Below are 14,297 nucleotides of genomic sequence, written 5' to 3'. Positions count from 1 at the left end.
GCGGCGTTGCCGGACAATCCCGCCATGCTGCGCCAACGCACCCTCCAGTCCCTCACCCGCGCCGTCGGCGTGGGCGTGCACAGCGGCCGCAAGGTCGAGCTGACGCTGCGGCCGGCGCCGCCGGACCACGGCATCGTGTTTCGCCGCGTCGACCTGCCGCAGCCGGTCGACATCCCGGTGTCGGCGGAGGCGGTCAGCGACACGCGCATGGCCTCGACCATCTCGGCCGGCGGCGACCCGGGCGCGCCGAAGGTGCAGACGGTGGAGCACTTGATGTCCGCCTGCTGCGGCCTGGGGCTCGACAACCTGGTGATCGACATCACCGCCGACGAGGTGCCCATCCTCGACGGCTCGGCCGCGAGCTTCGTCTTCCTGCTGCAGAGCGCGGGCATCGTGCTGCAGGATGCGCCGCGGCGCTTCATCCGGGTGCTCAAGCCCGTGGAACTGCGCGAGGGCGACGGTCCGGCGCTGAAGTGGGCGCGGCTGGAGCCGCACCACGGCTACCGGCTCACGTTCGAGATCGAGTTCAACCACCCGGCGGTGGATGCCACCGGCCAGCGCGTGGTGTTCGAGATGGGCAGCGGCCAGTACAAGAAGGAGATCGCCCGCGCACGGACGATCGGCTTCGCGAAGGACGTCGACGTGATGCGCTCGCGCGGCCTGACGCTGGGCGGTAGCATGGACAACGCGATCGTCTTCGGCGACCGCCAGCTGCTCAATGCCGACGGGCTGCGCTACGACGACGAGATCGCCAAGCACAAGATCCTCGACGCGATCGGCGACCTCTACATGGCCGGCAAGCCGATGCTGGCGAGCTACACGTCGTTCAAGGGCGGCCATGCCCTGAACAACAAGCTGCTGCGCCAGCTGATGGCCGACCGCAGCGCCTGGGACATCGTCACCTTCGACGACGAGCGCGATGCGCCGGCCGGCTTCGCCGAGCTGGCGCCGGCCTGGTGATGCCGATGCCTGCCGCGGCCAGGGGACGGCGATGATGGTCTTCCGCCTCGTGTTCGGGCTGCTGGCGCTCGCCAGCGTGCTGTGCTTTGCGATGTACGTCGGCACGCGCGACGTGCGCTGGCGCCGCCGCGGCTGGATCATCATCAAGTGGACGATCGTCGCCGCGCTGGGCTTCTTTGGCGTGCTGATCCTGGAGCGTCTGGCGCTGGCGCTGTAGGCGCCCCCTGGGGGGCCACCTAGAATGCCCGCCTTCCGAATCTTTCCCCATCAAGGACGCCTGTGGACCTGCAAGTACCGATCAAGATCTTCGACGAACTCGCCGACGAGGTGATCGAGTCCACCGGGCTGCTCGATCTCGCCAGTGGCGAGATCCGCGACGTGAAGTACGCCGACTACGACGTTGCCACGCTCGGCCTGCCGGCCGAGAACCCGGAATACGACTTCACCTGCGGCATGCTCTCGAACAACGGCCATGAGGTCGAGTTCCGCGTCGAGGTCGACGCCGCCGGGGGCAAGTACTCGGTGACGGCCAGCGAACTGCTCGAACTGAAAGGCCGTGCGGCGAAACTCTTCACCGAGGGCGCGCGCGCCGACGCGGCCCGCAAGTCCGGCAAGCGCGGCTGACGCCGCCGTCGCCCGCGAGGGGCGGGCACGCCATGTGCCCCATCGGTGGCCCGAAAGGAGTTGCCGATGAACTTGCACAGCGTGCCCCAGCCTCCCGTCGCGCCGCCGCCGGACGTCCTGCCCATCCCGCCGGACGGCGATCCGCCGAGCGACGCGCCGCCGGTGCAGGAGCCCGACGCCCCCCGGGCACCGCGGCCCGACGAAACGGTGCAGTAGCGGCGCGGGGCGCGGCGCCCGTCAGGGCCGCGCCGCGGGGGCGGCCGCCACCGGCCGGGCGGCGGGCCCGGCTTCCTCCTCGGCGCGGCGCGCATAGCGCTTGGCGAGGCTCGCGCACACCATCAGCTGCAACTGGTGGAACACCATCAGCGGCAGCACCAGCAGCCCGACCGGGTGGCCGGCGAACAGGATCTGCGCCATCGGCACGCCGCTCGCCAGCGTCTTCTTCGAGCCGCAGAACACGATCGCCACCTCGTCCTCGCGGCTGAAGCCCAGGCGGCGGCTCACGAACATCAGCGCCGGCATCACGATCGCCAGCAGCAGCGCGCACAGGCCCACCAGGATGCCCAGCGTCGCCAGGTCGATCTGCCGGTAGAGCCCGCCGACCATCGCCTCGCTGAAGGCCGAATACACGACCAGCAGGATCGAGCCCTGGTCGAACCAGCGCAGCACGCCCCGGTGCCGTGCCACCCAGGGACCGATCCAGCGCTGCGCCAGCTGCCCCGCGACGAAGGGCACCAGCAGCAGGCCGACGATGCCGGCCACCGCCTGCCACGACATCACCGGCGCGCCCTGGCTGCCGGCGCTGCCGGCGGTGAGCAGGGCCACCAGCAGCGGCGTCAGCGCGATGCCGGCGATGTTGGAGGTGGAGGCGCTGCACATCGCGGCCGGCACGTTGCCCTTGCCGATGGAGGTGAAGGCAATCGACGACTGCACGGTGGAGGGCAGCGCGCACACGAAGAGCACGCCGAAGTAGAGCGTGGGCCCGACGAGCGGCTCGAACACCGGCCGCAGCGCCAGCCCCAGCAGCGGGAACGCGACGAAGGTGGCGGTGAACACCGTCAGGTGCAGCCGCCAGTGCAGCAGCCCGGCCACCACCGACGCACGCGAGAGCTTCGCGCCGTGCAGGAAGAACAGCATCGCGACCGCGACGTTGGTCAGCACCTTGACGCCCTGCGCGCCGCTGCCGTGGACGGGCAGCACGCTCGCGAGCGCCACCGTGCCCAGCAGCAGCAGCACGAGGTTGTCGGGAAGGAAGGCGGGGCGGCGCATGGCAGCAGGGGTAGAAGCGGGACGAGCCCCGATTGGAGCGTGCCCGCCGGTGTTTGAGAAATGGATTTGTGGGATCATTTGATTGATCCAGCTTATGAGTACCCACCCCCTCAACATCACGCTCAAGCAGCTGCGCGTGCTGCTGTCGGTGGCCGACGAGGGCGGCTTCCGGCGGGCGGGCGATGCCATCGGCCTGTCGCAGCCCGCCGTCAGCCAGTGCGTGCGTGCGCTGGAGGCGGCGCTGGGCGTCAAGCTGCTCGACCGGACCACGCGGGAGGTGCTGCTGACGCCGGCCGGCGAATCCCTGGTCGGCCCCCTGCGCCGTGCGCTGGACGAACTGCAGGACCTGCTCGCGCGCACCCAGGCCCTCGGGGCCCAGTCGCGCGGTGTGGTGCGCGTGGCCAGTGCGCCCACGGTCTCCGCCGGCCTGATGCCGCGCTGCCTGTCGGCGGCGCTGCGGCGGCATCCGGAGATCCAGGTGCTGCTGACCGACCAGGCGCAGCGGCTGGTGCTCGACAGCGTGCGCAGCGGCGCGGTCGACTTCGCGGTGGTGGTCGGCGGCGAGCGGATGGACGACCTGGAGCAGCAAACCGTGTTCGAGGAGGACTTCGTGCTCGTGTGCCCGGCCGCGCATGCGCTGGCGCGGCGCAGGCAGGTGCCGTTGTCCGCGCTGGCGGACCAGCCGCTGGTGCTGCTGGACCACACGTCGGGCAGCCGCCCGCTGATCGACGATGCACTGCGGCACCAGGGTTCGAGGGCGCGGGTGGTGCTCGACGTCGGCAGCGCCGCCACGGCCTTCCGCATGGTGGCGGAGGGCCTGGGCCTGTCGATCCTGCCGTCGCTCTCGCTGCCGCTGCCGGACGCCTCGGCCCTGCGCGCGGTGCCGCTGGCGCCTGCGCTGCGGCGGCGCATCGCGCTGGTGGCGCGGCGCAACCGCTCGCTGTCGCCCGCGGCGCAACGCATCTGGGCGCTGGTTGCCGAGATCGCCGCGCAGCCGCCTTCACCGGCGGCCGGCGGCCCGGCTCACTTGTCCGCCGAGTAGTCCTTCAGGCGGTTGTAGAGCGTCTTCAGGCTCACGCCCAGCGCCGCCGCGGTGCGTTCCTTGTGGTGGTCGAAGCGCTTGAGCGTCGCGAGGATCACCTCGCGCTCGATGTCGGCTAGCGGCTGGCCGATGCGCACGGTGATCGTGTCCTCGCCGGCGGCCGCTTCCTCGGGCACATCCGCGGCGGCAGCGCCGGTGGTCCGGGCATGCACGGCGGTGTTGGAGGCGCCCGGGTGGATCCACTCGTCGCCGATCTCGCGGCCGTCGGCCATCAGGTAGATGCGCTGCACCACGTTGCGCAGGTCGCGCACGTTGCCCGGCCAGCGCTGGCGGGCGAGCGCGGCGACCGCCGCGGGGCTCAGCCGCTTGGTGACGCCTTCGCGGCGGCAGATGTCCTGCAGGAAGTGCTCGGCCAGCATCGGGATGTCGTCCGGCCGCTCGTGCAGCGACGGCATGCGGATCGGGAAGACGTCGAGGCGGTACATCAGGTCCTCGCGCAGCTTGCCGCTGGCCACCGCCTCGGTCGGGATGCGGTTGGTCGCGGCGATCACGCGAACGTCGGTTTCCACCGGCGTGGTGGAGCCCACGCGCATGAAACTGCCGGTTTCCAGCACCCGCAGCAGCTTCACCTGCAGTTCGGGTGGCATCTCGGTCACTTCGTCGAGGAAAAGGGTGCCGCCGTGGGCGCGCTCGAAGAAGCCCAGGTGCTGCCGGTCGGCGCCGGTGAAGCTGCCCTTCTCGTGGCCGAAGATCTCGCTCTCGATCAGGTGCGGCGAGATCGCGCCGCAGTTCACCGCCAGGAAGGGCTGGTGCCGGCGCCGGCTCAGGTCGTGGATGGTGCGCGCGGCCACTTCCTTGCCGCTGCCGCTCTCGCCGGTGATCAGCACGGTGACGGCCGAGCCGGCGACGCGCGCGATCTGCTCGTACACCTGCCTCATCGGCGCCGAACGGCCCACCATGTGGCCGAAGCGGCCGCTGCGCTCGAGCTCGGCCCGCAGGTCTTCAAGCTCGGCCTTCAGCGTCGACGGCTGCATCAGCCGCGAGAGGATGCCCTGCAGCTGCTTGATGTTGAACGGCTTGACGAGGTAATCCGCCACGCCCAGGCGCAGCGCCTGGATCGACGTCTCGATGCTGGCGTGGCCGGTGACGAGCACCACCTCGGTGTTGGCCAGCTGTTCGGTGTCCCGCAGCAGGTCGAGGCCCTGGCCGTCCGGCAGCTGCAGGTCGAGCAGCACCAGGTCCGGGGCGCGCGTGGCAAGCTGCCTGCGGGCGTCGCGCAACGAACGCGCCGTCACGGCGGAAAAGCCCTCCGCTGCGATCAAGGCCGCCATGGCTTCCGCCACGGCGGGGTCGTCCTCGACGATCAATGCGTGTCCCATAACTACCCGACACGCGGCACAGCCGCGCAAAAGGCCTGATTATGGGACTCGCCGCAGGCCGCCGGGCACATGCGTTGCCCGGACCGGGCACCTTCCCTTCCCAGGAGACGACCCTATGCAAACCATGCCACCCGACGGCGGGACCGGGGCCCGCATCCAGGGCATCGAGCCCCTCCAGGACGCTGCCGGCGCCGGCCCGGCCCTGCTCACCGCCTCGACGCTCACAGGCAACAACGTGGTCAACCTCGCGGGCGACACGCTGGGCGAGATCGAGGAGATCATGCTGGACGTGCAACGCGGCAGCATCGCCTACGCGGTGATGGCCAGCGGCGGGTTCCTCGGCATCGGCGAAAAGCGCTTCGCCATTCCGTGGAGCGCGCTGGTGCTCGACGCGGACCGGCATGTGTTCGTGCTGGACGTCGACAAGTCGCACTTCGACACGGCGCCCGGTTTCGACAAGACGCATTGGCCGACCCAGCTCAACGGCGGCGAGGCCTGGCACCGCGACGTGCACGCCTTCTACCGAACCCCGGTGTACTGGGAGAAGTCATGACGGCGCTGCCTTGGATGTGGCTCACGGGGGCCGCCGCCGCGCTCGCGGGCACCGTGCTGGTCCAGCACCGGCGCCGCGAGGAGGCGCGTGCGCGCCGGCGCTCGACCGCGGCGCCGGCGGCACGGCAGGCGCCACAGGGCGAGGGCGCGGCCGCCCAGGGCGCGACACCTCTGCGCCAGCACGGCGTGCAGCCGGGCGGCAGCGGCGCCTCAGGCTGAGCGCCGCGGCGCCCGCGCGGCGGGGGCGGGCAGGCGGTGCTGCGCCGCCATCAGCGCCAGCAGCCGTCCCTCCCGGGCGAGCAGGCCGCTCGGAGCGCGCCGACCGGCGCGGCACAGCGCGGCGAGGCAGCCCTGCTCGAACCCCTGCAGCACCGCGCCATGCACGTAGGACTGGCGGCACACGGCCACGGTATGGCCCATCTGCGCCGCCACCTCGGAGATCACCTCGCGCGTGACGATGCGCGCCTGCCGCGCGCTCACCGGCTGGCCGCAGGGGAGCAGGCGCTCCAGCGCCAGCGCGCTGGCGTGCCAGGTACGGAAGTCCTTGGCGCTGAAGTCGTCCCCGGCCACCTCGCGCAGGTAGCCGTTGACGTCGGCCGAATCGACGCGGCGCACCTCGCCCGCGTCGTCGAGGTAGGCGAACAGCGACTGGCCCGGCAGCGCCTGGCACCGGCGCACGATGCGCACCAACCGCGGATCGTCCACCTCGACCTGCTGGGGCACGCCGCTCTTGCCGCGGAAGGCCAGCGTCAGCACGCCGCCCCGGACCGTGGCGTGCCTGCGGCGCAGCGTGGTGAGGCCGAACGATCCGTTCTGGCGGGTGTATTCGTCATTGCCGATGCGCAGGTAGGTGGTGTCGAGCAGGTGCACCAGCGCGGCGAGTACCTTGGTGCGCGTGAGCCCCGGTTGGCGCAGGTCGCGCCGCACGCGGCGCCGCAGCGCAGGCAGCGCCATGCCGAAGGCCCGCAGCCTCTCGAACTTGGACTGCCCCTGCTGGGCCTGCCACAGCGGGTGGTAGCGGTACTGCTTGCGTCCGCGCGCGTCGCGGCCCGTGGCTTGCAGGTGGCCGTCGGCACGCGGGCAGATCCACACCGACTGGTAGGCGGGCGGGATGGCGAGCGACCGGATGCGCGCAAGGTGGCCGGCATCGCGCACGGGGTGCCCCGCCTCGTCGAGCACCGTGAAGCCGCGGCCGCGCCGCACGCGTCGCCAGCCGGGCATGTCGTCGCTGACGTAGACGAGCGGAGAGGGGAGAGGGCTCATGGCTCGCCCCGTCGCAGCCAGCGTGCCCGCATGCCGGGCCGCGCCGCGGGCCCCTTGCACGGCACGCCTGCACTTTTTGCAGCAAGCGGTCCAGGCGCTGTCGGAGCATGCCTACAAGAAGCGACCGCATCCGCCTAGGCGTCGGAGGGAGGGGCGCGCTGACACTGTTTGCAACGCCTACCGGCTCAGGAGATTGCATGACCGCCTTGCACATGCGCATCGAGCGCCGCCAGACCCAGACCGTGACCCCCCGACTGCAGCACGCGGTGCGGCTGCTCCAGCTGTCTTCGATGGACTTTGCGCAAGAGGTGCAGCAGGCGCTCGATGGCAATCCGTTCCTGGAGGAGGAGGCCGACGAAGCGCCCCAGGCCGCCGACGGCGGGGACGTCGCGGCGCCGCCGTGGGAAGCCCAGGCCTGGACCGTGTCCGCCGGCGGCGGCAGCACCGGCTCGGCCGACAGCGACGTGTCGCTGATCGACCTGCTGCCGCAGAGCGTCTCGTTGCGCCAGCACCTGCACACCCAGCTCAACGTGATGCCGCTGTCCGAACGGGACCGCGCGCTCGCGGCGATGATCGTCGAGTCGCTCGACGACGACGGCTACCTGCGCCAGGCGCTGGAAGACCTGTGCGCGCTGGCAGAACTCGATCCGCCCACCGGCATCGGCGAGATGCGCGTGGCCCTGTGCCGGGTGCAGGCGCTGGATCCGCTCGGCGTGGGCGCACGCGACCTCGCCGAGTGCCTTCAGCTACAGACCGTCACCATCGAGGATGCGCACCAGCGGGCGCTGGCCCGCCGCATCCTGGCGCAGCCGTTGCAGCGCCTGGCGATGCGCGAGTTCCACAAGCTCGCCACGCTGGTCGACGCCAGCCCGGCCGAGGTGGAAGCCGTGTGCGAGCGCATCCGCCAGTTCGATCCACGCCCGGGCGGACACTTCGACGCCGCCCGCACGCCCTATGTGACGCCCGACGTGATCGTGCGCCGCGGCCGGGGCCAGAACTGGATCACGACGCTGAACCCCGAGGTGGTGCCGCGCGTGCGCCTCAACCGCCTGTATGCCGACCTGTTCCAGCGCCATCGCGACACCGGCCAGACCGATCTCGCCGCGCACCTGCGCGAGGCGCGCTGGACGCTGCGCAACGTGGAACAGCGCTTCGCGACCATCCTTGACGTTTCCAACGCCATCGTGCGGCACCAGCGGCACTTCTTCGAGTACGGCCCGATGGCGATGAAGCCGCTGGCCCTGCGCGACATCGCGCAGGAGGTGGGCCTGCACGAGTCGACGGTGTGCCGGGTCACCAACAACAAGTACATGGCCACGCCGTCCGGCGTCTTCGAGCTGAAATACTTCTTCTCGCGTGCGCTGCCGACCCAGAGCGGCGGGCAGGCCTCCACGACCGCGATCCGCGGCGTGATCCGCGAGCTGATCGACGAGGAATCGCCTGCGCAGCCGCTGTCGGACGTGCAACTCGCCGCGCTGCTGAAGCGGCAGGGCTTCCATGTGGCCCGCCGCACGGTGACCAAGTACCGCCAGCAGCTGAAGCTGCCCGCGGTCGAGCAGCGGCGCCAGCGCGCGGCGGCTCCGGCGATGGCAGGCGCACGCTGCTGACGCATCGCTCGCCGACGCGGGCGCCAGGCCCGCGAGGGCGGCTGTGCCGGGCCGGTGCGGGTCAGTGGCCGTCGGGGCCGAGACGCTGCGGGTCGGGAGGCGGGGACTCGGTGTCCTGCGAGGCGGCAGCGACGCGGTAGCGGTCTTCCGCCCAGGCGCCGAGGTCGGCGGTGCGGCAACGCTCGCTGCAGAACGGCCGCCAGCGGTTCTCCGGCGAGAAGAGGCTGGGGCCGCCGCAGCCGGGGCACTTGACCGTGCGGCCCGCCGGTGCGCTGTTGCCCGTCGTCATGCGCACAGCGTCAGCTCGAAGCTGCAGTCGTCGGCGGCGGGGCGCAGCCGGCCTTCCTCGTCGCTGCGCATCATGCGCACCGACACCATCAGCCGGTGGCCGGTGATCTCGGGCACGAGCTCTTCCTCGGTCAGCGGCATGCGCACGCGCAGCAGGTGGTAGGTCTTGCCGGGAGGCAGCCCGCGCTGGAACTGGCCGCCCACCGCCACCACCTTGTGCGGCACGCCGCTGTCGCGCAGCAGGCCGAGCAGCACGCGCAGGGCGTCGGCCAGCGGCGCCATCGTGCCGGCCCATCCCGCCAGGTCGGCGCGCCGCCGCTCCGGCGAGCGCTGCTGCCACGAGTGGTAGGCGGGGAGATCGAATTCGCAGGTGCCGCCCGGGATGCCGATGCGGCTGCGGATGCTCATCAACCACTCGTTGGCCGTGAGCTGGTGCCCCGCCTTGCCGTTGAGCTCGTTCAGGCCGGTGAATGCGCGATCGAGCCGGGAGGTGACGGCGTCGAGCACTTCCTCGGAGATGGACGGATTGCCGCGGTAGGCCTCGAGCTGCGCGCGGTGGCGGTCGAGCTCTTTCAGCAGGTCGGACTTCAGGTCGGCGCGCGAGGCGACGTCCATGATCTCGAACAGCGTGGCCAGCGCGAAGTGGTGGTCCATCGGGGCCTCGCGCACGATGAGCTGGCCGAGCCTGTTGAACAGGTGCTCCAGGCGCAGCATCGTGCGGATGCCTTCGTTGAACGGGTATTCGTAGAGAACCAAGGTGCAGGCCGGTGAAGTGGCGCTGCTTATTGTTTCACAGGGTCCGCGTGCCAGCAGTGCCACAGGCGGTGTACCTGCGTATCGAGCTGTTCGAGCGTCAATCCTTCGTTGTGGAGGACGGCATCGGCGATCGCCCGGCGTGCGGCCCGCGTGGCCTGCTGCGCGATCACCCGCTCGACGGTGTCCCGCGCCCAGCCGGACCGGCGCATCACCCGGGCGAGCTGCGTGGCTTCGCTGCAGTCGACCACCAGCACCTTGTCGACCCGGCCGCGCCAATGGCCCGACTCGGCCAGCAGCGGCACATCGAAGACGACGGTGTGCTCACCCGCAGCGGCCGCCTGGCGCAGCGTCTCGGCGCCGATCATGGGGTGGAGGATGCCCTCGAGGCGATGGCGTGCCGCGGGGTCGGCGAACACGAGCTGGCGCATGTGGTCGCGGTCGAGCGCGCCGTCGGCGCCGATGGCGGCCGCCCCGAACGCGGCGGCCAGCGCCGGCAGGGCCGCGCCGCCCACGGCAGTGAGCGCGCGGGAGATGGCATCGGTGTCGACCAGGACCGCGCCGCGGGCCACCAACCGGGCCGCGACCGTGCTCTTGCCGCTGCCGATGCCGCCGGTGAGGCCGATCTTCAGGCCCATCCGATCCAGCCCAGCACAGTCCGGGTGCCCGCGAGCATCACCACCAGACCGGCCCCCGCGAGGAACGGGCCGAAGGGCACGTAGCGGCCCTCGCGCAGCGACGAGCGCATCTTCATGCCGATGCCGACCACCGCGCCGAGCACCGACGACATCAGCAGGATGGGCACGATCGCCTGCCAGCCCAGCCAGGCGCCGAGCGCCGCGAGCAGCTTGAAGTCCCCGTAGCCCATGCCCTCCTTGCCCGTGGTGAGCTTGAAGAGCCAGTACACCGACCACAGCGACAGGTATCCGGCGGCCGCGCCGCCCAGCGCGGTCTGCAGCGCGTCGGGCGGCGGCAGCGTCCAGCCGAGGGCCGCGGCGACCAGGCCGGCCCACAGCAGCGGCAGCGTGAGCGCATCGGGCAGCACCGTGGTGTCCCAGTCGATCGCGGCCAGCGCCACCAGCACCGCGGCCACCGCGCACCACAGCAGCGCTGCCGGCTGGGCGCCGAAGCGCCAGCCGATCGCGGCGAACAGCAGGGCGGTGGCCCCTTCGATCACCGGATAGCGGGCCGGGATGCGGCTGCCGCAGGCCGAGCAGCGGCCCTTGAGCCGCAGCCAGCCCAGCACCGGCAGGTTCTCGTGCCAACGGATGGCGTGGCCGCAGGCAGGGCAGCGCGAGCGCGGCCGTGCGATGCCCAAGGGCGGCAGGGCCTCGATCGACTGGGCGAGCGCCGCCGCGGCCTGGTGCTGGGCCGCGGGCGGCTTGGCTTTGCTGCCGAAGACCCGGTGCCACGAGTCCGTGTCGCCCAGTTGGTGCGCGACATCGCCCCACCACTGCCGCTCCAGCATCAGCGGCAGGCGGTGGATCACGACGTTGAGGAAGCTGCCGATGCACAGCCCCAGCAGCGCCAGGGCCCAGGGGGAGAGCAGCAGGTCGAGCGGCAGGCCGGACACCGGGCTCACACCACCGAGCCGAGCTTGAAGATCGGCAGGTACATCGACACCACGATGCCACCGATCAGCGTGCCCAGGATCACGATGATGAAAGGCTCCATCAGGCTCGACAAGCCCTTGACCATCTCGTCGACCTCATCCTCGTAGAACTCGGCCGCCTTGCCCAGCATGTGGTCGAGCGAACCCGACTCCTCGCCGATGGAGGCCATCTGCAGGACCATGTTCGGGAAGACGCCGGTGGCCTGCATCGAGCTGGTGAGGGCCGAGCCGGTGGAGACGTCCTTCTGGATCTTCTCGGTGGCCTCGGCGTAGACCGCGTTGCCCGAGGCGCCGCCGACCGAATCGAGCGCTTCCACCAGGGGCACGCCGGCGGCGAACATCGTCGACAGCGTGCGTGTCCAGCGCGCGATGACCGACTTGTTGATCAGGTCGCCGAACACCGGGATGCGCAGCAGCAGGCGGTCCATCGCCATCTGCATCTTCTCGGAGCGGCGCCACGACTGCATGAACATGTAGCCGCCGCCAAACATCACGCCGAAGATCACCCACCAGTACGCGACGAAGAACTCGGACATCGCGATCACCGCCAGCGTCGGGGCGGGCAGGTCGGCGCCGAAGGAACTGAACACGTCCTTGAACGCCGGGATCACGAAGATCATGATCACCGTGAGCACGACGAAGGCGACGACCATCACCGCCACCGGGTACATCAGCGCCGACTTGATCTTCGACTTGAGCGCCAGCGTCTTTTCTTCGTAGAGCGCCAGGCGGTCGAGCAGCTGCTCCAGGATGCCGCCCGCCTCGCCGGCTTCCACCAGGTTGGCATAGAGCGCATTGAAGTACAGCGGATGCTTGCGGAATGCGGCCGACAGGCTGGTGCCGGTCTCCACGTCGGAGCGGATGTCGTTGAGCAGCCGCGTGAGCTTGGGGTTGGTGCTGCCGCGCGCGACGATGTCGAAGGCCTGCAGCAGCGGCACGCCCGCCTTCATCATCGTGGCGAGCTGCCGGGTGAAGATGGCGATGTCCTTCTGCTTGATGGACTTGCCGCCGGACATGCGGCGCTTCTTCACCTTCGTGATCATCACGCCCTGGCGGCGCAACATCGCGCTGACGGCCGCCTCGCCGCCCGAGCGGATCTCGCCCCGGACGGTCTTGCCGTTCTTGTCCTTGCCTTCCCACTCGAAGACAAATTCCTTGATGTTTCTCGCGGCTGACGCTGTCGCCATACGAAGCCTTCCCGAACGTCTGTCTATTCGTTGGTGACGGTGATTACTTCTTCCAGCGTGGTCACCCCTGCGCGCACCTTCACCAGCCCGGCCTGCCGCAGGTCGCGCACGCCTTCCAGCTGAGCCTGCTTGGCGATGTCGAGCGCGGTGCCTTCGGACAGGATGATCCGCTGGATGGGCTCGGTGATCGGCATCACCTGGTACAGGCCCACCCGGCCCTTGTAGCCGTTGTTGCAGGCCGAGCATCCGATCGCCCGGTAAGGCTTCCAGGTGCCATCGAGTTCTTCGTCACGAAAGCCCGCGCGCTTGAGCGCTTCGCGCGGAAACTCGGCCGGTGCCTTGCAGTTTTCGCACAAGCGCCTCGCCAGCCGCTGCGCGGTGATGATCAACACGCTCGAGGCGATGTTGAACGGCGCGACGCCCATGTTGAGCAGGCGCGTCAGCGTGGTCGGCGCATCGTTGGTGTGCAGCGTCGACATCACCAGGTGGCCCGTCTGGGCGGCCTTGATCGCGATGTCGGCGGTCTCCAGGTCGCGGATTTCGCCGACCATGATGATGTCCGGATCCTGCCGCAGGAAGGACTTCAGCGCAGCCGAGAAGGTCAGGCCGGCCTTCTCGTTGACGTTGACCTGGTTGATGCCGGGCAGGTTGATTTCCGCCGGATCCTCCACCGTGGCGATGTTCACCCCCGGCTGGTTGAGCAGGTTCAGGCAGGTGTAGAGGGACACCGTCTTGCCCGATCCGGTCGGGCCGGTGACCAGGATCATCCCGTAGGGCCGTTGGATGGCGTGCATCAGGCGGTCCTTCTCGGCCTTCTCGTAGCCGAGCGCCTCGATGCCCAGCTTGGCCGAGGACGGGTCGAGGATCCGGATCACGATCTTTTCGCCGAAGAGCGTGGGCAGCGTGCTGACGCGGAAGTCGATCGCCTTGTTGCCGAACTTCAGCTTCATGCGGCCGTCCTGCGGCACGCGTTTCTCGGAGATGTCGAGCCGGCTGATGACCTTGATGCGCGAGGCCAGCTTGTCCTTGATCGCCACCGGCGGCTGCGTGATCTCGCGCAACTCGCCGTCGATGCGGAAGCGCACACGGTAGTGGTATTCGTAGGGCTCGAAGTGCAGGTCGGAGGCGCGGGCGTTGATCGCGTCGATCAGCATCTTCTGCAGGAAGCGCACGACGGGCGCGTCCTCGACTTCGGCCACCACGTCGGCGGCCTGCTCTTCCGGGTTGGCTTCGTCGTTGACGTCGAAGTCGAAGTCGGCGCCAGCCAGGCTCTCCAGGGCTTCGCTGACGGTGGCGCCCTGCGCCTCGAGCAGGGCGGCCAGCTTGTCGTATTCGACCAGCACCCATTCTGGAGAGAGCTGCGTCGCGAACTTGATGCGCTCGATCGCTTCCTGGTCGGTGGGGTCGGCGCCGCCGATGAACAACCGATTGCCGCGACGTCCCAGCACCACCACCTGGTACTGGTTGGCGAGCTTGCTGTCGATGACGTTGCGCGGCAGGCGCTCGAGGTCCAGCGCCTTCAGGTCCAGCAGGGGCACGGCCAGCGCGGTGGACAAGGTGTGCGCGAGGTCGGCCGGGGAGACGGCCCCGGCACCGATCAGCGCCGACACGAAGCTGACGCGCCGCTCCCGCGCCTGGGCCGCCAAAGCCTCGGCCTGCTTGGACGGCAGCTTCCCAGCGTGCACGAGCACGCGGGCGACGCCTGAAAGGCTGGAAGGGGCGGTGTCGGCGAGGGTATCCACAGGCTGCGGGTCGTGTTCC

The 14,297-nt window shown here is 70.4% G+C and carries 17 protein-coding genes; 8 read left to right on the top strand and 9 right to left on the bottom strand.

Going from position 1 to position 14,297, the window contains the following annotated elements:
- Positions 1–24: 24 nt before the first annotated feature.
- From lpxC to V4F39_RS13070, 4 genes are all read left to right on the top strand, one after another.
- On the top strand, positions 25–960 hold the full coding sequence (gene lpxC / locus V4F39_RS13085; RefSeq protein ID WP_332289920.1) for a UDP-3-O-acyl-N-acetylglucosamine deacetylase: 936 nt from the start codon (positions 25–27) through the stop codon (positions 958–960).
- A gap of 31 nt (positions 961–991) precedes the next feature.
- Positions 992–1,177: a hypothetical protein gene (locus V4F39_RS13080; RefSeq protein WP_332289918.1), complete on the top strand. Its 186-nt coding sequence runs from the start codon at positions 992–994 to the stop codon at positions 1,175–1,177.
- Positions 1,178–1,239: 62 nt separating this feature from the next.
- Positions 1,240–1,584, top strand: coding sequence for a hypothetical protein (locus V4F39_RS13075; RefSeq protein ID WP_332289917.1), 345 nt, complete (start codon positions 1,240–1,242; stop codon positions 1,582–1,584).
- Between the two features lie 66 nt (positions 1,585–1,650).
- Positions 1,651–1,800 (top strand): hypothetical protein, encoded by a 150-nt coding sequence (locus V4F39_RS13070; protein ID WP_332289916.1) that lies wholly within the window; start codon positions 1,651–1,653, stop codon positions 1,798–1,800.
- A 21-nt stretch (positions 1,801–1,821) separates the two neighbouring features.
- Here the strand turns inward: V4F39_RS13070 and V4F39_RS13065 are convergent, their stop codons facing one another.
- Positions 1,822–2,853 carry a bile acid:sodium symporter family protein gene (locus V4F39_RS13065; RefSeq protein WP_332289914.1) on the bottom strand — a complete coding sequence of 344 codons (1,032 nt, stop codon included), beginning with the start codon at positions 2,851–2,853 and terminating at the stop codon, positions 1,822–1,824.
- Positions 2,854–2,947: 94 nt separating this feature from the next.
- Here V4F39_RS13065 and V4F39_RS13060 point away from each other — a divergent pair, with 94 nt between their 5' ends.
- Positions 2,948–3,895: a LysR family transcriptional regulator gene (locus V4F39_RS13060; RefSeq protein ID WP_332289913.1), complete on the top strand. Its 948-nt coding sequence runs from the start codon at positions 2,948–2,950 to the stop codon at positions 3,893–3,895.
- Here the strand turns inward: V4F39_RS13060 and V4F39_RS13055 are convergent.
- The gene (locus V4F39_RS13055; RefSeq protein ID WP_332289911.1) at positions 3,877–5,274 is read right to left on the bottom strand and encodes a sigma-54-dependent transcriptional regulator; all 1,398 of its coding nucleotides are present in this window, start codon (positions 5,272–5,274) and stop codon (positions 3,877–3,879) included. The two genes, V4F39_RS13060 and V4F39_RS13055, sit on opposite strands and share 19 nt — an antisense overlap.
- A gap of 115 nt (positions 5,275–5,389) precedes the next feature.
- Here V4F39_RS13055 and V4F39_RS13050 point away from each other — a divergent pair, with 115 nt between their 5' ends.
- Complete coding sequence (locus tag V4F39_RS13050) at positions 5,390–5,827, top strand: PRC-barrel domain-containing protein (RefSeq protein WP_332289909.1); 438 nt, start codon at positions 5,390–5,392, stop codon at positions 5,825–5,827.
- Entirely contained in the window at positions 5,824–6,045 is a 222-nt protein-coding gene (locus tag V4F39_RS13045; protein ID WP_332289908.1) for a hypothetical protein, read from the top strand. Before V4F39_RS13050 ends, V4F39_RS13045 begins: the two co-directional genes overlap by 4 nt.
- On the opposite strand, the gene V4F39_RS13040 is transcribed toward V4F39_RS13045, so the two are convergent.
- Positions 6,037–7,089: a DNA topoisomerase IB gene (locus V4F39_RS13040; RefSeq protein ID WP_332289907.1), complete on the bottom strand. Its 1,053-nt coding sequence runs from the start codon at positions 7,087–7,089 to the stop codon at positions 6,037–6,039. The genes V4F39_RS13045 and V4F39_RS13040 overlap by 9 nt on opposite strands.
- A 197-nt stretch (positions 7,090–7,286) precedes the next feature.
- On the opposite strand from V4F39_RS13040, the gene rpoN reads away from it, so the two are divergent.
- Positions 7,287–8,696, top strand: a complete 1,410-nt coding sequence (gene rpoN, locus V4F39_RS13035) for an RNA polymerase factor sigma-54 (protein WP_332289906.1) — start codon at positions 7,287–7,289, stop codon at positions 8,694–8,696.
- Positions 8,697–8,757: 61 nt separating this feature from the next.
- Here rpoN and V4F39_RS13030 read toward each other — a convergent pair whose 3' ends face one another.
- From V4F39_RS13030 to pilB, 6 genes are read right to left on the bottom strand one after another with little or no spacing between them, the layout of a single operon-like run.
- Positions 8,758–8,985 carry a DNA gyrase inhibitor YacG gene (locus V4F39_RS13030; RefSeq protein WP_332289905.1) on the bottom strand — a complete coding sequence of 76 codons (228 nt, stop codon included), beginning with the start codon at positions 8,983–8,985 and terminating at the stop codon, positions 8,758–8,760.
- Entirely contained in the window at positions 8,982–9,740 is a 759-nt protein-coding gene (gene zapD, locus V4F39_RS13025) for a cell division protein ZapD (RefSeq protein ID WP_332289904.1), read from the bottom strand. Before zapD ends, V4F39_RS13030 begins: the two co-directional genes overlap by 4 nt.
- 26 nt (positions 9,741–9,766) lie before the next feature.
- Complete coding sequence (gene coaE / locus V4F39_RS13020) at positions 9,767–10,375, bottom strand: dephospho-CoA kinase (RefSeq protein ID WP_332289902.1); 609 nt, start codon at positions 10,373–10,375, stop codon at positions 9,767–9,769.
- The gene (locus V4F39_RS13015; RefSeq protein WP_332290556.1) at positions 10,366–11,310 is read right to left on the bottom strand and encodes a prepilin peptidase; all 945 of its coding nucleotides are present in this window, start codon (positions 11,308–11,310) and stop codon (positions 10,366–10,368) included. Before V4F39_RS13015 ends, coaE begins: the two co-directional genes overlap by 10 nt.
- Positions 11,311–11,315: 5 nt before the next feature.
- A complete protein-coding gene (locus V4F39_RS13010) occupies positions 11,316–12,536 on the bottom strand; it encodes a type II secretion system F family protein (protein ID WP_332289901.1) in 1,221 nt (406 codons plus the stop codon).
- 23 nt (positions 12,537–12,559) lie between these two features.
- A complete protein-coding gene (gene pilB, locus V4F39_RS13005; RefSeq protein WP_332289899.1) occupies positions 12,560–14,278 on the bottom strand; it encodes a type IV-A pilus assembly ATPase PilB in 1,719 nt (572 codons plus the stop codon).
- Between the last annotated feature and the right edge of the window lie 19 nt (positions 14,279–14,297).

Origin of the sequence: Aquincola agrisoli, from assembly GCF_036621135.1 — a bacterium.
Lineage (GTDB): Bacteria > Pseudomonadota > Gammaproteobacteria > Burkholderiales > Burkholderiaceae_C > Aquincola > Aquincola agrisoli.
Note: the sequence above shows the minus strand (reverse complement) of the source record. Positions and strands in the feature narration are given on the sequence as shown.